Source organism: Nostoc spongiaeforme FACHB-130 (genome assembly GCF_014698475.1).
Classification (GTDB): Bacteria; Cyanobacteriota; Cyanobacteriia; order Cyanobacteriales; family Nostocaceae; genus Nostoc_B; species Nostoc_B spongiaeforme.
In genome coordinates this window covers 119563-137084 of sequence record NZ_JACJTB010000009.1, presented here as the reverse complement: position 1 = coordinate 137084, position 17522 = coordinate 119563, and the positions used below count along the sequence as shown (strand labels likewise).

Annotated in this window: 15 protein-coding genes; 6 read left to right on the top strand and 9 right to left on the bottom strand. The window is 40.9% G+C overall.

Going from position 1 to position 17522, the window contains the following annotated elements; translation table 11 throughout:
• The first annotated feature begins 103 nt into the window (after nt 1–103).
• From H6G74_RS10260 to H6G74_RS10250, 3 genes are all read left to right on the top strand, one after another.
• Nucleotides 104–292: a DUF4089 domain-containing protein gene (locus H6G74_RS10260; protein WP_190967567.1), complete on the top strand. Its 189-nt coding sequence runs from the start codon at nt 104–106 to the stop codon at nt 290–292.
• A gap of 99 nt (nt 293–391) precedes the next feature.
• A complete protein-coding gene (locus H6G74_RS10255) occupies nt 392–1015 on the top strand; it encodes a DUF4328 domain-containing protein (protein ID WP_190967566.1) in 624 nt (207 codons plus the stop codon).
• Nucleotides 1016–1018: 3 nt separating this feature from the next.
• Nucleotides 1019–2407: an AtzE family amidohydrolase gene (locus tag H6G74_RS10250; RefSeq protein WP_190967565.1), complete on the top strand. Its 1389-nt coding sequence runs from the start codon at nt 1019–1021 to the stop codon at nt 2405–2407.
• A 37-nt stretch (nt 2408–2444) separates the two neighbouring features.
• Here the strand turns inward: H6G74_RS10250 and H6G74_RS10245 are convergent, their stop codons facing one another.
• The 6 genes from H6G74_RS10245 to H6G74_RS10220 all read right to left on the bottom strand — a co-directional run bounded on the left by H6G74_RS10245 (nt 2445) and on the right by H6G74_RS10220 (nt 11940).
• On the bottom strand, nt 2445–3500 hold the full coding sequence (locus H6G74_RS10245) for a threonine aldolase family protein (RefSeq protein WP_190967564.1): 1056 nt from the start codon (nt 3498–3500) through the stop codon (nt 2445–2447).
• 102 nt (nt 3501–3602) lie between these two features.
• A complete protein-coding gene (locus H6G74_RS10240) occupies nt 3603–4388 on the bottom strand; it encodes a cupin domain-containing protein (RefSeq protein WP_190967563.1) in 786 nt (261 codons plus the stop codon).
• Nucleotides 4389–5046: 658 nt separating this feature from the next.
• Entirely contained in the window at nt 5047–6138 is a 1092-nt protein-coding gene (locus H6G74_RS10235; RefSeq protein ID WP_190967562.1) for a nucleotidyltransferase domain-containing protein, read from the bottom strand.
• A 156-nt stretch (nt 6139–6294) separates the two neighbouring features.
• Nucleotides 6295–9090, bottom strand: coding sequence for a preprotein translocase subunit SecA (secA, locus tag H6G74_RS10230; RefSeq protein WP_190967561.1), 2796 nt, complete (start codon nt 9088–9090; stop codon nt 6295–6297).
• Nucleotides 9091–9456: 366 nt separating this feature from the next.
• Nucleotides 9457–11046 (bottom strand): NAD(P)H-hydrate dehydratase, encoded by a 1590-nt coding sequence (locus tag H6G74_RS10225; protein ID WP_190967560.1) that lies wholly within the window; start codon nt 11044–11046, stop codon nt 9457–9459.
• Nucleotides 11047–11154: 108 nt separating this feature from the next.
• Nucleotides 11155–11940, bottom strand: coding sequence for a hypothetical protein (locus H6G74_RS10220; protein ID WP_242051196.1), 786 nt, complete (start codon nt 11938–11940; stop codon nt 11155–11157).
• 463 nt (nt 11941–12403) lie between these two features.
• Between H6G74_RS10220 and H6G74_RS10215 the strand changes: the two genes are divergently transcribed.
• The gene (locus H6G74_RS10215; RefSeq protein ID WP_190967558.1) at nt 12404–13312 is read left to right on the top strand and encodes a pentapeptide repeat-containing protein; all 909 of its coding nucleotides are present in this window, start codon (nt 12404–12406) and stop codon (nt 13310–13312) included.
• Between the two features lie 266 nt (nt 13313–13578).
• Entirely contained in the window at nt 13579–14634 is a 1056-nt protein-coding gene (gene mnmA / locus H6G74_RS10210) for a tRNA 2-thiouridine(34) synthase MnmA (RefSeq protein ID WP_190967557.1), read from the top strand.
• A gap of 57 nt (nt 14635–14691) precedes the next feature.
• On the opposite strand, the gene H6G74_RS10205 is transcribed toward mnmA, so the two are convergent.
• The 3 genes from H6G74_RS10205 to H6G74_RS10195 are packed head-to-tail and all read right to left on the bottom strand — an operon-like array spanning nt 14692 to nt 15844.
• The gene (locus H6G74_RS10205; protein WP_206756983.1) at nt 14692–15210 is read right to left on the bottom strand and encodes a hypothetical protein; all 519 of its coding nucleotides are present in this window, start codon (nt 15208–15210) and stop codon (nt 14692–14694) included.
• A gap of 29 nt (nt 15211–15239) precedes the next feature.
• Entirely contained in the window at nt 15240–15575 is a 336-nt protein-coding gene (locus H6G74_RS10200) for a type II toxin-antitoxin system RelE/ParE family toxin (RefSeq protein WP_190967555.1), read from the bottom strand.
• Nucleotides 15576–15580: 5 nt separating this feature from the next.
• On the bottom strand, nt 15581–15844 hold the full coding sequence (locus H6G74_RS10195) for a type II toxin-antitoxin system ParD family antitoxin (protein ID WP_190967554.1): 264 nt from the start codon (nt 15842–15844) through the stop codon (nt 15581–15583).
• A gap of 356 nt (nt 15845–16200) precedes the next feature.
• On the opposite strand from H6G74_RS10195, the gene sat reads away from it, so the two are divergent.
• On the top strand, nt 16201–17391 hold the full coding sequence (sat, locus tag H6G74_RS10190; protein ID WP_190967553.1) for a sulfate adenylyltransferase: 1191 nt from the start codon (nt 16201–16203) through the stop codon (nt 17389–17391).
• Nucleotides 17392–17522: the final 131 nt, after the last annotated feature.

Here is a 17522-nt window from a genome sequence, read left to right as displayed (position 1 = left end):
CCACACCATTACAAGAATGTTTACTTTGATAAATAACCTCTGACTTCTGTATTCTGTATACTTACCTTTTGAAGATTTTGGAATTGGGAAGTGCCTAAAAAATATGCAAAATCAAGAATTAGATGTCAATAAATATGTTGAGCAAGCTGCTTTATTATTAGATTTGCCAATCAAGGATGAATATTATAAGGGAGTGGTAGCAAATTTTGCCAGGATTCAAGCGATCGCTCAACTAGTCAATTCTTTTTCTTTACCCGCCGAAGTTGAAGCTGCACCAGTATTTGAACCATAGTTAATCATCTTTTTCTTGATGCCTCACGTAAATGCACTGAGTTTTGATGATAACTAGCAAGACTAAGATATTAGCCGATAATGCCATTGGAAAAATGCTATGACGAATTTCAATGCTGCTAGTTCTTTGAAGTCTGCGGCTATCGGCAAATTTTTGGTGCGGGTGCTGTGGGTAGTGGTGGGAGTTGGGATTGTTTCGACGTTGTTATCGTTGTTAGCTGTCATCGCGCAACCAGTTTATCAAGTACTGGCAAGTTTAGATGGAGTAGTATCAATAGTTGCGTTGCTGACAAGTATCGCTTCAATTATTATTTTTTTGATTTGGCTACATCGTATCCATACAGATTTAAAAAATCTCTTTCAAGAATATCCGATTAGCCCAGGGGGTGCGATCGCTAGATTTTTGATTCCTATCTACAGTCTTTGGGGTATAGCTAATACTTTATCTACCTTTGCAGACAAATTTAAAACCGAAGGTGGCGATTTAACCAGTGCCAGTGAACAAGTGCGATCGTTAATAGCGCCTCTTTATGGTTTTATGATAGGTTCAAGAGCAGTCAATCGCGTTGTTTTTGAGGCTTATAAACATCCTGAAGATAAATTTCTGCCTGTGTGGCTGTTATTATCTTGCTTTTTAGATTTAGGTTTTACCGTTGTTTTATTGCAACTCATCAAAACTATGCGAACTGCTGTGACTCAAAAAGCTAAACGCACTGTTGCCTAACTGATGAATTTAGATTTAGCTGATGCCTTATCAATAGCGGCTGCTGTATGCAGTGGTCAAGTAAGTGCAGTTGCAGTCACTCAAGCTGCACTCACAAAAATTACCACCATAGACCACAAAATTAACAGTTTTACCACTGTCACCACAGAAACAGCTTTAGCAGATGCAGCCAAAATTGATCAAGAAATCGCCCAAGGTAATCATCCAGGGTTACTAGCTGGTGTACCTTTTGCTGTGAAAAATCTGTTTGATATTGCGGGTGTCACTACCTTGGCGGGTGCAAAAATTAACGCCGAAAATCCCCCAGCTACCCAAGATGCAACCGCAGTCACCAAGTTGAAACAAGCTGGTGCTGTGCTGGTTGGCGCTTTAAATATGGATGAGTACGCTTATGGATTTGTGACAGAAAACTTTCATTATGGTGCTACTCATAACCCTCATGATTTACAACGCATCGCAGGTGGTTCCTCTGGTGGTTCGGCGGCGGCGGTGGCGGCGGGGTTAGTTCCCTTCACCCTCGGTTCTGATACCAATGGTTCTATTCGTGTACCTGCGGCTTTATGTGGTGTATTTGGTTTTAAGCCAACTTACGGTAGGTTATCCCGTGCAGGTGTCGCTTTATTTTCGAGTAGTTTTGACCATATTGGCAGTTTCGCCCGTTCGGTAAGGGATACGGCGGCGATTTTTGATGTGTTGCAAGGAGAAGATGAACGTGATCCGATTTGTAGCCAACGTCCGCCAGAATTGTGTTTACCCCAACTCCATCAAGATATTTCTCATCTGCGAATTGCCCTAGCCGATGATTATTTTATCCAAGGTGCAACAGCAGAAGCTTTAACCGCAGTTCACAAAGTTGCTGAGGCTTTGGGAGTCATTCAATCTGTCACCATACCCGAAGCTAAACGCGCTCGTGCAGCAGCTTTTGTAATTTCCGCCAGCGAAGGTGCAAATCTGCATTTAGATAAATTGCGATCGCGCCCCCAAGATTTTGACCCCGCAACCCGCGATCGCTTTCTGGCTGGGGCGTTAATTCCTAGTAGTTGGTACATACAAGCCCAACGATTTCGCCGTTGGTACCGCGATCAAGTCCGTGCAGTTTTTCAAAATGTCGATATTATTCTCGCCCCCACCACACCCATTTCTGCACCATTCATCGGTCAGCAGACAATGATTTTAGATGGTGAGGAAATCTTAGTGCGTCCACATTTAGGATTATTTACCCAACCCTTATCTTTTATTGGCTTACCTGTTTTATCAGTGCCAATTCACCATCCCAATGCTTTACCTTTAGGTGTGCAAATTATCGCCGCCCCCTACAATGAAGCATTAATCTTGCAAGTAGCAGCATTTTTAGAGTCCCAAGGAGTACTATCGTTTCCTGTAAAAAACTGATCATCAAGACAGCAGGGGGCAGAAAGCAAAAGTTTCTCTAATTTTTGACTTTTTCAGCAGATTTCGCAATCTCGTAAATAGCATTAATCGCAACATCAATATCAGCCCGCGAAACATCTAAATGCGTAACGGCTCGAATCGAATTACCGACTGCTCCCATTTTGACACCACGCTCTTGTAATAAAGCCAGAAATTGAGCTTTGTCAGTTCCCAGTCCAGACACATCAAAGAAAACAATATTTGTTTCTGGTTGGGCATTTTTGACGGTAATTCCCGTAATGTTACTTAGTTCTTGAGCCAAGTGAGTTGCATTGTCGTGGTCTTCTTGTAAACGTTCAATATGATGGTCTAGTGCATACAGACAACCTGCGGCCACAATCCCCGCTTGACGCATTGCACCACCAAAAATATGTTTATATCGGCGTGCTTGGGCGATAAATTCTTTGGTACCTGCTAACACTGCACCGATGGGTGCGCCCAGTCCTTTAGTAAAATCAATCCATACAGAATCAACACAGGCGGCAAAATCTTTGGCTGGAGTTTGAGAGGCAATCACAGCATTTAATAATCTTGCCCCATCCATGTGGGTAGCTAAACCTTTTTGTTGGGAAAACTCGCAAACTGCACGTAGTTCATCAAGTTGCCAAACTGAACCACCACCAAAATTGTGAGTTTGCTCAACACATAATAAGCGGGGATTTGCTGAGTATAAGTAAGGTGCAGTCGCAATTCTTGCCAATGCTTGCGCCACAGCATCGACTGTAAAAATTCCCTTCTCGCTGGCAATTGCTTCCATTAACACACCAGAAGTCATGGCTGCACCACCCGATTCGGCGCGGATGATATGTGCCATTTGTTCTACTAGCACTACATCCGCAGGGCGAGTGTGAGTTTTAATGGCGACAAAGTTGCAAATGGTTCCACAGGCGAAAAACAGAGCCGCTTCTTTGCCGAGTAAATCTGCAACACGTTCTAGTAATAAATTAACAGTCGGATCTTCCCCTTTCTGCTCGTCGCCTACCTCAGCATTAGCGATCGCCTGTCGCATCGCCTGTGTCGGCTTTGTTTCAGTATCGCTGGTTAATAAAATCATCAGCACTCCTAGAACAGAAATATATTAGTTTGATCTTGCATAAATTTGAAAATAAGACTGCCTTTACATTAATCCAATCAAAAGGCAGTCCAGATTCAGTTGTTATTTCGTTCTAATTGCATCTATAACTTTCGCGGAAGTTTTTCCCACAAAAGTATTATTTAACATTGTATGAGAATCATCCGTTGGGCCAACATCAGAATCTGGATGATAAATAATAATTCTTAAGGAATCATCAATTGCCGAGAAGCTATGTAACTTGTTTTCAGGCAAACAAAAAACCGTTCCTGGCTGCATTTTGAATGTTCCCTCATCTACTTGACAAGTTCCACTACCCTCAGCCACAAGTCCAATTCGTAATGAAGGATGAGTGTGGGGAGTTTGCGACACACCAGGAGGAACATAGAGGAAATTCAAACAAGGTTCGCCACGTTTTAAAGGATTAATCAACACCGTTGAAGAGCAACCATCAATATAATTTAATCGCCCTAATGGTTCAATTGGCCCGCCAATGGTGAAAAGTCCAGTGTAATTAAGTCTTGTTGCAACTAATACTTTTCCTGAACCATCTAAAGAAAAATTACCTGGAACTGCGGCAAATGTGTTTCTCTGCAATAAAAACTCTCCATTACAGTTTTTGAGAGTAACTTCGCCTTCAGAAACAAATAAGTAGTGTGTGTCCTGTTCACTTTCATTAACTTCAATAGAATTAATCACCCAATAAGCACGCGATGGATGATTTGCCATTGTATAGTCAAGTTTTCTCGCTTCTAGAAATTGCTGACAATAAAACTTCTGCTCTGACTGCATAGAAATGCTGAATAGCTCCGACTCAAGCGCAATATTTGCAACTTGTTCTTGTCGTGTTGTTGCGATTATTTGTTGCATAATCTATTGATGTTTTTTTTGCCTTAATTAGATCAAAATTTCCGAATACAATATTGAAATAGATTCTTTACCTGGAGTTTAAAATTGAATCGAGACTTACGTGAAATATGCTGTTATAGCTGGGAATATTTATTTGTTAATAAAAAGCATGAAAATTGCCATATTCCTCTTTCTCTACTGCTAGAAAAGGCAATATATCAAAAGTTGATAAAGCATGAATTTTCAAGATTATCGACAAACGCTAATAAATATCAAAAAATCAAGCATCAAACTTTAGATTAATAATGCAAAATCTAGTATTTGGCTTGGAGTTATTTTTTCTGAAAGTGACAGAGGAATAAATATTTTCGATGATTTTATCTTGGACAGAAGACGTTAGTAAAACTACTGATGTACACAAAATTATCATAGTACATTTACTTAAGTCGTTTTCTGAAGATTACATGAAGAATAAGTATAAATATTTTTAATAATTGTATTGATTTTATGTTATTGTTTTCACAACCCGTTTATATATAAAATTTTAATAATCCTAAAAGCAAGTTGCATCAAGCAACACAAGCTATTCCTTGTCTTGGATTTATTTCAGTATCATATTCAAGTTCACAAAACCAGATGCTGTTAGACTTGCGTAATTTAGAATTAGCTATTGGTATAACTAACTCCATCCTTGCATTTCCACTAAGTCTATACATAGTTGATTAATTTGTTCCAAATCAGGTTTCGCAGATAGAGTTGATTTCTCATACCCAGCATCCATTTGCGCTACTAAATTTTCTGCCATTTGCATCACCTGTTCATAACTGTATTCGCCTTTGAGAATAGCTTTTAAATCATCAACATCTCCAGCCATTCTTCTATCAACAATTAATTCTCCTCGCTGCAATATTTCTAAACCACTGCGAAGTAATCTAATGCAGTGCATTCCATGTTTCAGATCAAATCCAGACTTTCTTTCCATTTCGGCTCTCGCTGGATTGCGATTTTCTTGCCAAGATAAATATGCTTTCCATTCTCGTACAGCAATTTGATAGCTTTGACTTTTTTGCAGCAGTCTAATAAAGTCTTTCCGACCATAAGTTAGTTTTTCTGTATATTCTAAAGCTTCATTGGGTAAAGCATATTGTTTGAGTACACCTTTAAAATCAATATCGGCTGTTAATAATTGATATAGTTGTTCGGCTTCTTCTAAAAATTCAATTCGTCCTCTAATTAATAAGTAAAGATACTCCAAAAAAGCGTTTAACTCATCTTTACTGAGTGGTTCTTCATTTTCTATCCCATAATCAGCAGGTAATGGCTTTTTTTGTGGTGGATTTAATAACCATTTGCGATGGGTTTCCATCTTTTTGATTTGAGCAAAAGCATAACCTGTATAAGTATGCCTAACTTTCTTCGTTAAAAATAAATGTCTGTGTTTAATTAAATATTGACCAACTTCTGTTAATACCGGATATTTATGTAACCACAGCAATTCCAAAACATTAGGATTTGCCCCTGCTAATAATTGCAGGATTTTTCTTAATTCATAAATAACTGTATCTTTATTTCCATCAATAAACGGAAATATCCCCGGTTCGTCCCAGCCAGTATCTTTTTGTTCGATATTATCAAATCCCAAATAATATCTTTTAGGCGCAATAAATATTCCCCGGAAATCAAAATCTGAATCGGGACGATTTAACCCATAGCCGTGACTACCTGCTAGACCAATCAAAATGCTTCTTTGTTCGACTTCTATTCTTTTCATATCAAATGATTAAAATAGTGATCGTAACTCATTCCATTTGAGATTGGGATGGTGCGCTGCATTACGCAACAACACACTCTACTAAAATTTAAACGCAAAGGCGCTCAGAAAACTCTCTGCGCCTCTGCGTCTCTGCGTGAAATTATTCTTTCTCTATTACACCATCTCAGATGATGTTTGCACCATTGGCTGCGGTTGCGGTTGGAACATGAACAAGGAGTAAACTACATCTCGGCGGATGTTGACCATCATATCGAGGAATAGTTCATAACCTTCGCTCTTGTATTCAATTAGCGGGTCTTTTTGACCATAACCACGCAAACCTACAGACTCACGTAAAGCATCCATTTGTTGCAGGTGTTCACGCCACAAGGTATCAATACGCTGCAAGATGAAGAAGCGTTCGGCTTGGCGCATTAGTCCTGGCTGCACTTGGTCAATTTGTGCTTCTTTCATATCGTAAGCAATTCGCACTTGTTCGTGGAGGAATGCTTTAATTTCAGTGACAGACATATCCTCTAGCTGACTTGCCTGCATATCCGAGAGCAAGTAGACGAATTCTTTGACTTTATCAACCAGTTTTTCTAATTCCCATTCTTCTGAGGGCAAATCTGGGTTGATGTAGTAGTCAACGATGTCGTCCATCGTTTTTTCAGCATATTTGATGACTTGTTCTTTTAAGTCTTGTCCTTCTAATACCCGACGACGTTCGGCGTAGATGGCGCGACGTTGGTTGTTCATTACCTCGTCGTACTCAAATACTTGTTTACGGATGTCGTAGTAGTAGGTTTCGACTTTTTTCTGTGCGCCTTCTAAGCTGCGAGTCAGCATTCCCGACTCAATTGGCATATCTTCTTCGACTTGAAAGGCGTTCATTAAACCAGCGACGCGATCGCCACCAAAAATCCGCAACAAGTTATCCTCTAAGCTGAGGAAAAATCTGGTGGAACCAGGGTCGCCTTGTCGTCCGGCGCGTCCCCGCAACTGGTTGTCAATGCGGCGTGACTCGTGGCGTTCTGTACCAATTACATGCAGACCACCAATTTCGACAACGTTATTGTGTTCGCTGTCGGTGAACTGTTCGTACTCGTGCTTAATGCGGTTGTATGCTTCCCGCAATTTCTGAATTACTGGGTCGGATGTGGGTGCTTTTTCGGCTGCCACTGCCACCTTATCTTCGGCTTCTAGTTCTGGTAAACTGCGATCGCCATATTCCCGTACTGCAACATCTACCGCTTCTTTCAGCAGTTTTTCGGTTTCTTTAGAAAGTTGGGTGGGGAAAATTTCTGGTGAAGCTTTCCAAGTTTTGACTTTTTTCCCTGGGGCAAAACCTTGGCCGCCACCATGTCCACCAGGTAGACTACCGCTCGCCCTCTGTACACCAAACACATCTTCGTCTTCTGGTTGAACGATGCGCGGCATAAAATATTCCCGCAATTTCAACCGCGCCATGTATTCCGAGTTACCACCGAGGATGATGTCTGTACCGCGACCCGCCATGTTGGTTGCAATGGTAACAGCACCTCTGCGTCCTGCTTGGGCGACAATTTCCGCTTCCCGTTCCACGTTTTCGGGGCGGGCGTTGAGTAATTCGTGGGGAATACCAGCTTGTTTGAGGAGTTGGCTGAGATATTCTGATTTTTCTACACTAGTGGTTCCTACGAGTACAGGGCGACCAAGTTCGTGCATTTCGGCACATTCTCTGGCGATCGCTGTCCATTTACCCGCCTCTGTCTTAAACACCAAATCCGACAAATCTTGCCGTTTTCTGATGCGGTTAGTCGGAATGATACTAACTTCTAGTTTGTAAATTTTTTCAAACTCAGCTTCTTCAGTCTTAGCTGTTCCAGTCATCCCGCCTAATTTTGGATACAGCAAGAACAAGTTTTGATAGGTAATTGTGGCTAGAGTTTGAGTTTCCGGCTGAATTTCTACGTGTTCTTTGGCTTCAATGGCTTGGTGTAGACCATCACTCCAACGCCGTCCCGGTAATACCCGTCCGGTAAATTCGTCTACAATGACGACCTCACCATTCCGAACGATGTAGTTAACATCCTTTAAGAATAATTCTTTGGCTTTAATGGCGTTAAATACAAAGTGCGCCCAAGGATCTTCCGGGTCAAATAAATCTGTGACACCTAAAAGCTCTTCTGCTTCCGCAAAGCCTTCATCAGTCAACAACACGTTACGAGCTTTTTCATCTACCTCGTAATGGTCATCTTTTCTCAACGTCAGGGCAATTTCCGCCGCTTGTAAATATTTTTCTGTTGGTCTTTCTACCTGACCAGAAATAATCAGTGGTGTACGAGCTTCATCAATTAAAATTGAGTCTACTTCGTCGATGACACAATAGTTAAACGGACGTTGCACCACATCAGCCATTGAAGTAGCCATGTTATCGCGCAGGTAGTCAAAGCCGACTTCACTATTGGTAACGTAAGTAATATCACATTCGTAGTTCTTCTGACGCTCGCTGGGGTTCATGGTCGCCTGAATTAGTCCCACACTCAAGCCGAGGAAGCGATGCACTTGTCCCATCCACTCAGCGTCCCGACGAGCTAGGTAGTCGTTGACAGTCACGACGTGTACACCCTTACCCGTGAGAGCATTTAAATAGCTAGGTAAGGTTGCTACCAGGGTTTTGCCTTCCCCAGTTTTCATTTCCGCAATTTGCCCAGAGTGCAGGATGATACCGCCCAACATCTGGACATCAAAGTGTCGCAACCCTAAGACTCGCCGTCCTGCTTCTCTCACCACGGCAAATGCTTCTGGCAAAATATCATCCAGGGTTTCGCCTTTAGCAAGACGCTGTTTGAATTCTCCGGTTTTACCTTTTAATTCATCATCAGAGAGAGCTTTAATTTCTTCCTCTAAGAGATTAATTTCCGTGATGTAAGGTTGGTATTTTTTCAGTTTACGAGCGTTGGGATCGCCCAACAGGAGTTTTAACATGGCGGTTATGGAACTAAATCAAGGGGGATGGGAAATATAGCTTTGGTATTGATTATAAGAATTTAACCTAACCCAGCTTTTTTAGTAGGAGATGGGTAGGAAATGAAAATTCACTCAAAAACACAAAAACGTAGATGAAATAAATCTACTAAAAGATTTGCTTTTATTTTACGTTTGATATCGAAACTCTATTAATACTATCATTTTGCCCGAAACTGAAGCAGTGAACCCCGATCATGCTGGAGTAGCGATGCCCGACTGAAGTGTAAAGTTTAGGAATGATGTGGGGTTAGGGGCTAGGGGTTAGAGGCTAGAGGCTAGTATTTTTTCACTCAGCGAGTACTTATAAAGCCGTAAAGTAATATTTCATACTTCATACTTCACACTCGGCATTAAATATTGCGTCAATGTATGGGCATCTACACCTAGTGCTGTGCGTTCTTGGGCTGCTAAAATTCCGGCTTGGGAATGCCACCAAGCAGCAGTAGCGACGATATCTTCTATAGGAATTTGTTTTTTCGTTGCTTGTGCTAATAAACCACCCAGTAAGCCAGTTAACACGTCACCACTACCACCACGGGCTAGGGCTGGGGTACTTTCGGGATTAATCCAGATGTTACCTTGAGAATTGGCAATGGCAGTCCTAGCACCTTTTAACAATACCACTGCGCCACTTTGGGCTGCGGCTTCTCTCACTGCTGTGATTCTGTCGTGTTTGGCATCTGATACGTTGGAAAATAACCTGTGAAATTCACCTGTGTGGGGAGTGAGGACGGTTATAGCTTGGCGTTTTTGTAAAGTGGGAATAGTGTATAGCTGTGCCAAAATATTTAAACCATCGGCATCAAGAACCAAGGTGCGATCGCTCTCGATAACTTGCTGCACAATGGGAGTAGCTTCGCGGGTTAAACCAGGGCCACAGGCGATCGCACTAAAAGCACTTAAATTAGTATTCTCTGGTAATGTTAATTCTAAAATTGCCCCTGTCTCGGTTTCTGGGCAACCAATAATTAATGCTTCCGGTAAATGTGACACCAAAAGATATTTTAATGATTCAGGAACCGCTACAGAGAGCATTCCCACACCACTAGCCCGCGCCCCCAACGCTGTTAAAATTGCCCCGCCAGCATAACGCCGCGAACCGCAGATTAATAATAGATGTCCTTCTTTATACTTATGGGTTACGGCTGGACGCGGCAAAGGTAAAGTAGAAAGTGCAGTTTTTCTAGTAATTCGTCTAATTCTTGGTGTATTTCCTAATACAGCTTCTATATCTGCCAATGGAATATCAAAATCAATTAACTCTGCTTTGCCGACATACTCTAAAGCATGATCTTGCAATAAACCCAACTTCCACAAACCCAGGCATACTGTGTAAGTAGCGCGAATAGCCGTCCCTAAAACTTCCCCGGTATCGGTATGTAAACCGGAAGGGATATCAATACTAATAATCGGTTGCTGCCATTCATTGAATTGATTAATTGTAGAAGCGATCGCATCAGTAAGCGGTCTTTCTAACCCAAAGCCAAATAATCCATCAATTAAAAAATCACAATTTGGTAATTGTTCAATATTTTCATAACAAGAAATACCCAAACTTTGAGCATATTGTAAATGCTGTGCAGTTAATTCTTTTAACTTAGAAAAAGGCGAATATATCCAAACTGCATACCCCCGAAAGTGCAATTCACGGGCTACAACCAAAGCATCACCACCATTATGACCAGGGCCAACTAAAATACCTACACGACATAAATTATTAGACAAAGGAAATAACTGTTGCACTCGCAGGGCAATCAGTCCGGCGACCTTTTCCATCAAAGCGGCTACAGGCATCCCTGCGGCAAAAATCCGTGCTTCAATATCCCGCATCTGCCCAGCCGTGACTACAACTTGTGCAGTATATTCTTGTCTGTTTTGCGAGTGCTTGATCTGAATAAGAGACGGGTTTTGCATTGTTATAAATTTCCAGATTTAGTTGCTGATAGGAGTTGAGTTAAAAGCTAGAAAATTTGGATAAACTTCTCACTCTTTACTTTTAACTCATAACTCATAACTCATAACTTACCTAGCGTAATAAACCCTCGCATCACCAAATCCTAAATCCCGGACATATCTATTCCATCTGTCTGCATCACCTCGTTCCACAAACGGCCCTACAGCTACATGGGGGCCAAAGGGTCTTTGTCTTTCTTGCACTAAGCTAGAATAGCCACTTTTACGGATGATGGTATTAGCAATTACAGGTAAATCTTGGGTTCTTCCAGGAATCACAACATAATACCGATTACTTCTATTTTGAGAATTACTACTGCTACTACTACTGTTAAAATTTTGTATTTCTTGCCCGTTAGAAAAGCTGACAACTCTTGCACCACGAATACCAGCATATTCTAGTTGTCTCACCCGATCCTCAGCATTAGATTGTCGGCTAAACACTCCTGACTGAATAATCGAACGTCCTTGATATTGACGGATGTAAGCCTCTGGTTCGATTTGTCGGACTCGTTGTAGAGTTTGATAATTATCACTGTCAACATAGACAAAGTAGCGTTCAAAGTTTTGACTATATTGATTGGGCTGACTCGGTTGAATTAATACAGGAATTTGTTGAGACTGATTATCTGTAGATGGATAGGGAAAAGGAGTAGGATCATACTGCTCAATTTGCCCTGGTTGTATTTGGGGTAAAGTTTGTTGATTATCTGGGGTAACGGAAGTATCTGGTGGTGGCGGTAAGGTTTCAATGACTGTTTGTTGTGACAGCAAAAGATGATGATTGTTGATTTGCGCTTCGGCTGGATAAATCTGGGAAATTATCGCCAAGGAGCTTCCCAAAAATAAGGGCATTATCGACAATGTACTAAACTGACCTGATAACTTTATGGACATAGTAGTAACAAAATTTTTCAAACCATATAGTTTAAGGATAAAATCCGCAGACACAGGTGGCAATGGATACATTAAGTATATTTTGCGTCCACTGCCTTTGCACGCAGTTACGTTGATTTTTTCATATAAATAGCCAGATGAACTTGTACATCTGGTTTACTAGCCTGTTGATGTACAAATTTACCCACTTAGCCTGCGGCGAGACACTTATGCGTCCACATCTGCGGTTAATCATTCTTGTTTGTCTCCCGTGAGAGACAGACAAGATATATACCCTCATTTGTTCACAACTTCTTCACAAGTTTTTGCTACATTAACAACAAAATCAATTTAGATAGGATAAAACTCCGTTTTTCCCAGTTATCTAAAGGTTTTTGTCTATTCATAAACAACAATTAATTATAAAAACAATATGACACACATGAGTAACTTAAAAAATCACCCAAAACAAGAAGTAAGCACAGTAAAAGAATTACCTAATTTACTGTCTGATTTTTTGGAAATTTACAAAACCAAAAATTTATTAGAAAAGGAGTATTTATTAATTAATAAGGCTAAGAATTCTAATTGGTCATTAGAAGATTATCGGCGTATGTTCGACCTTTACTGCGAAGTAAAAAGGCAATCCCACTTGACTTATTACTTGAAATATCTTATTCAAATAATTCAAGCTTGTGGCTTCATCGCCATCATCTTTACAGCTATCAATTTTTACTGGGGTGCAGCAGATAGACAGAGAAAGCATCTCTTTGAAAATTGGGATGTTATTGCGTTAAATAATAACTCAGACAAAAAAATAATCACGGTAAATCGTGGTAGAAAAGAAGCACTTGAATATTTGCATGATCATAACGAAGATTTGTCTAGAGTCCAGGCTCAAGGAGCGGTTTTAAATGGGCTTAATTTACCTGGCAGAGCCAGATTACAACAATCTGATTTTCAGGGAGCTATGCTTTTTAGAGCTTATTTATCAGGAGCGAATCTTTGGAGTGTGGTTTTTGACACTGCTAATTTAGATACTGTTAATTTTAAAGGAGCAAATCTGCAATATGTTGATTTTAAGAATGCTGATTTACAAAAGGCTTGTCTTCGTGAAGCAAAACTTGACAATGCAATATTTAACGCCAAGACTAATCTTGATAAAGTAGACTTTCGTGGTGCTACAGGTTTGAACTTAGATGCTATCAAAAAGGCGAAAAATTATCAAACTGCCATCTACGATAAACAAGTGAGTCTACAACTTGGCTTACCTGTTAAGAATGTGGCTGATAATGTAAGTGAAGGGTGTCTTGTTACTCCTCGAACTAAAAATTGGTGGATAAAATTTTAATTAGTAATCCACGGTAATGTATAGCCACAATTATATGACTAGCAATTTGGGTGACAAATTATTTATTAGTCACCCAATTGCTTGACTAGCAAGGGTTTGAGATATATATGCTACAATTGAGCAGTCGCGCAGCTGTCTTTAAAAAAGCCGATCGCTCAGTCAGGGTATTTAGATCCGCTAGTCAGGGATCTTACAGCCCATCAGAATTAATGGAGACAGTTTTAATTGCTGTCCTTAGCAGCTGCTAGTCTAAAAACATTAAAGATATGAAAAAAGTTGTCGTTGGTCTTTCCGGTGGCGTTGACAGTTCTGTTGCTGCTGCTATCTTACATAATCAGGGCTATGAAGTAATTGGTTTGACCCTTTGGCTAATGAAAGGCAAAGGGCAATGTTGCTCTGAAGGAATGATCGACGCGGCTGATATTTGCGAACAACTGGGTATTCCCCATCAAGTTGTTGATATTCGGGATGTCTTTCAGAGCAATATTGTTGATTATTTAGTGTCTGGTTATAGTGCTGGAATTACGCCGTTACCTTGTTCGCAGTGCAATAAAACGGTGAAGTTTGGGCCGATGGTGGAATATGCGCGTGAACAATTGGGATGCGATCGCATTGCCACTGGTCATTATGCCCGTATTAATTATGATGATGCAACTGGGCGTTATCAGTTACTAAGAGCAGTTGACCGCAACAAAGACCAGTCTTACTTTTTGTATGATTTGTCTCAAGATTTACTCGCGGCTTCCGTATTTCCTCTTGGTGAACTGGAAAAAACAGATACGCGCCGGATTGCTGCGGAATATAATTTGAAAACTGCCGATAAGCCAGAAAGCCAAGACTTGTGCTTAGTGGAAAGCAATGGTTCGATGCGGGCGTTTTTAGATAAATATCTTGCGCCCAAACAAGGCGATATTGTGGATACCACAGGCAAAATTTTGGGGCAACATGATGGTGTCCATCATTACACCATCGGTCAGCGCAAAGGTTTAGGCATTGCGGCGGCTGAACCATTATATGTGGTGGAATTAGATGCTGTGAATAATCGGGTTGTGGTAGGCGATCGCACCAAGGTAACTCAGCCAGAATGTACAGTTGGGCGAGTAAATTGGGTTTCCATCGCTGAACCCTCCACACCAATTCAAGCTGAAGTTCAAGTCCGCTATCGTTCTCAGCCTGTACCAGTGACGGTAATTCCCCTAGAAAATTCCCGTGTCCGCTTGGTATTTGATGAACCCCAGTTCAGCATTACCCCAGGACAAGCAGCAGTTTGGTACAACGGGGTAAAAGTGTTAGGCGGCGGAATTATTGAGCAGTTTAGTTAAATGCTTGTGTAGAGACGTTAAAATTCAATGTCTCTACTCATCGTCAGTATTTAGCTGTTAAGCATGAGTACCCGTGCCTCTACGTGGTTCATAATTGGGATACTTTTGATTGAATTCTTCAATAAGTGTGCATATCTCATTTTTTAGTTGCGTTGATTGATTACGGTATAACCAAGGTAGCCAGTAGAGAGTTTTATACACACACAATGGCGCAATATCTATCTGAGCTTTGATAATCTCAAGTACTCGCTTGTAACCTAAATTGGGCAGAACAGCTTTGATATACCATTCCACTGTGCTTGCGTCACCATAGACTAAACCATTTGCGAGAATCACTTCTAAAAAAATAGGTTTAAGTTGCGATCGCTTGGCTAACTTACATCCCTGCCAAGGATTTGCGTTTAATACGCGCCAAACAAAGGTAAATTTTTCCTCATCATTAAGTTGACGCAACCACTTCAATAACTCATTTTCCTGTTTTGAATCAATGAGTTCATCAGCGTACTTGAGAGGGTCAAACATACTTGATGGGCAATAACTAATTTTGAGTTTCACTGCATTCCACCCAACATACATTCATTTTTCCTAATCTGATAGGAGATGTGCTATTGTGCGTTATCCTCTTCTAAATCTTCATACAATATAGCTTCAATATCTCGTCCACCGTAAATAACGCGAAGAATTTCTACACCAGAGTCATTAGAAAGGTAAAAAACAAAATATTTTGGAAATCCTTTGATTGCTTGTTGTCGAATACCAGCTAACTTGGGATGAGATAATTGGCAATATCTTCCCATTCCTGGCATTTGTCCTAGTTGTTGAAAGGTTTTTTCTGCTGCTATCAGAAATCGATCTGAAGCTTCTAAGTTATCTTCTCCAATATAAGTTGCTATTTCTAGCAAATCGTGAATGACTTGCGGTCTTTTACTGACTTTATTCATCAACTTTAGTTTGATCGTTTATGCTTGGCGATTCTTTCCCGCACTGCTTGGCGAATGTCTTCCCAATCTTCAGATGTCATCTCAGTTGCATTGCCAGAATTTAACCCTTCTAAAAGCATCTTTTCCAAACGTTCAGCAGCTTGACGCTTTTGGTCTTGGCGTACTAATTCACGAAAATACTCACTAACGCTACTGTAACTCCCAGCAGCTACCTGTTCCTCTATGTAAGTTCGCATCGCATCAGGAAGAGATATATTAATGCTTTTCATGGATATAACTTTCCTATTGTTTTTTGATATCTCTAATTTTATGGCAAAAAATGGCATTTTTTGCCATTCGCAGTGTAAAAGTGTTTTGGTAAGAAGCAGCTATGATTCTGGTTCAATTCAATCTAGCTTTAACTTATCGAGGTCATAGATCCCCGACTTTTTGAAAAAGTCGGGGATCTGAACAACCGCAACCTGTCAAAATTCATCGGGTGGAGTAGTAGCTTGAACTTATCTATATTAATTTTCAGTTCTGCTTACCAATTTTCAGAAGTATTTTTACTCTCTGCACCAGCATTTGATAAGTTAGTTAATACATAGTTTGCAACAATTACAGTTATCGCTAAGAGGGGATTACGTTGAGTTACCATCAAGATGCTATTGCGCCACATGGTGGAGAGTTAGTTAATCGCATCGCCACACCAGAACAAAAAGAGGAATTTCTGTCTAAGGCGGAATTTTTACCTCGTGTACAACTAGACGAGCGTGCGGTTTCTGATTTAGAAATGATTGCGATCGGTGCTTTTAGTCCACTCACTGGTTTTATGAATCAGTCAGACTACGATCGCGTGGTCACAGAAATGCGTCTCGCTAACGGCTTAGTCTGGTCTATTCCAATTACTCTTTCGGTAACAGAAGAAGTAGCTGATCCCCTCAAGGAAGGCGATTACATCCGGTTAGATAACCCCCAAGGTGATTTTATTGGGGTTTTACAACTCAGCCAAAAATATCACTACGACAAAATCCACGAAGCTGTTAATGTTTATCGCACAGATGACGCTAAACATCCAGGGGTACAAGTAGTTTATAACCAAGGTTCCATCAATCTAGCTGGTGATATCTGGTTACTCCAGCGTGATCCTCACCCCTACTTCCCCAACTACCAAATTGACCCCGCAGCATCACGTCAGTTATTCAAAGAAAAAGGCTGGAAAACAATTGTTGGTTTTCAAACCCGCAACCCCATTCACCGCGCCCATGAATATATTCAAAAGTGCGCTTTAGAAACTGTAGATGGTCTATTTTTACATCCATTGGTTGGGGCAACCAAAGAAGATGATATCCAAGCTGATGTGCGGATGCGTTGCTATGAAATTTTGCTAGAACATTACTACCCCTTAGACCGGGTGATTTTAGCAATTAACCCAGCCGCTATGCGTTACGCTGGCCCCCGTGAAGCAATTTTCCATGCTTTAGTTCGCAAAAACTACGGCTGTACTCACTTCATTGTTGGGCGGGATCATGCTGGCGTTGGTGATTACTATGGCACTTATGATGCTCAATACATCTTTGATGAATTTGAGCCAAGTGAAATCGGAATCGTACCGATGAAGTTTGAACACGCCTTCTACTGCACACGTACCAAGCAAATGGCGACGACTAAAACCAGTCCTAGCAGACCAGAAGAACGTATTCACCTTTCAGGTACAAAAGTCCGAGAAATGCTGCGTCGTGGTGAATTACCCCCACCAGAATTCTCCCGCCCAGAAGTTGCCGCCGAGTTGGCGCGGGCGATGCGAGTTCCCATTCCTGTTCCAGCTTTGACTTAATAAACCTTGTAGAGACGTTGTATACAACGTCTCTACAAGGTTTATTAAGGATATTTGCTCATCGAACAACTATAAGTTTTAAACTTGTCAAGATGTAAATAGTAAAAACTTTAACTTTACAGTCACGACTT

What these genes read in the sequence shown, in the direction of transcription:
- H6G74_RS10260 (WP_190967567.1), top strand. Translation starts at nt 104, where the DNA reads ATGCAAAATCAAGAATTAGATGTCAATAAATATGTTGAGCAAGCTGCT.
- H6G74_RS10255 (WP_190967566.1), top strand. Translation starts at nt 392, where the DNA reads ATGACGAATTTCAATGCTGCTAGTTCTTTGAAGTCTGCGGCTATCGGC.
- H6G74_RS10250 (WP_190967565.1), top strand. Translation starts at nt 1,019, where the DNA reads ATGAATTTAGATTTAGCTGATGCCTTATCAATAGCGGCTGCTGTATGC.
- H6G74_RS10245 (WP_190967564.1), bottom strand. Translation starts at nt 3,500, where the DNA reads ATGATTTTATTAACCAGCGATACTGAAACAAAGCCGACACAGGCGATG.
- H6G74_RS10240 (WP_190967563.1), bottom strand. Translation starts at nt 4,388, where the DNA reads ATGCAACAAATAATCGCAACAACACGACAAGAACAAGTTGCAAATATT.
- H6G74_RS10235 (WP_190967562.1), bottom strand. Translation starts at nt 6,138, where the DNA reads ATGAAAAGAATAGAAGTCGAACAAAGAAGCATTTTGATTGGTCTAGCA.
- secA (WP_190967561.1), bottom strand. Translation starts at nt 9,090, where the DNA reads ATGTTAAAACTCCTGTTGGGCGATCCCAACGCTCGTAAACTGAAAAAA.
- H6G74_RS10225 (WP_190967560.1), bottom strand. Translation starts at nt 11,046, where the DNA reads ATGCAAAACCCGTCTCTTATTCAGATCAAGCACTCGCAAAACAGACAA.
- H6G74_RS10220 (WP_242051196.1), bottom strand. Translation starts at nt 11,940, where the DNA reads ATGCCCTTATTTTTGGGAAGCTCCTTGGCGATAATTTCCCAGATTTAT.
- H6G74_RS10215 (WP_190967558.1), top strand. Translation starts at nt 12,404, where the DNA reads ATGAGTAACTTAAAAAATCACCCAAAACAAGAAGTAAGCACAGTAAAA.
- mnmA (WP_190967557.1), top strand. Translation starts at nt 13,579, where the DNA reads ATGAAAAAAGTTGTCGTTGGTCTTTCCGGTGGCGTTGACAGTTCTGTT.
- H6G74_RS10205 (WP_206756983.1), bottom strand. Translation starts at nt 15,210, where the DNA reads ATGTATGTTGGGTGGAATGCAGTGAAACTCAAAATTAGTTATTGCCCA.
- H6G74_RS10200 (WP_190967555.1), bottom strand. Translation starts at nt 15,575, where the DNA reads ATGAATAAAGTCAGTAAAAGACCGCAAGTCATTCACGATTTGCTAGAA.
- H6G74_RS10195 (WP_190967554.1), bottom strand. Translation starts at nt 15,844, where the DNA reads ATGAAAAGCATTAATATATCTCTTCCTGATGCGATGCGAACTTACATA.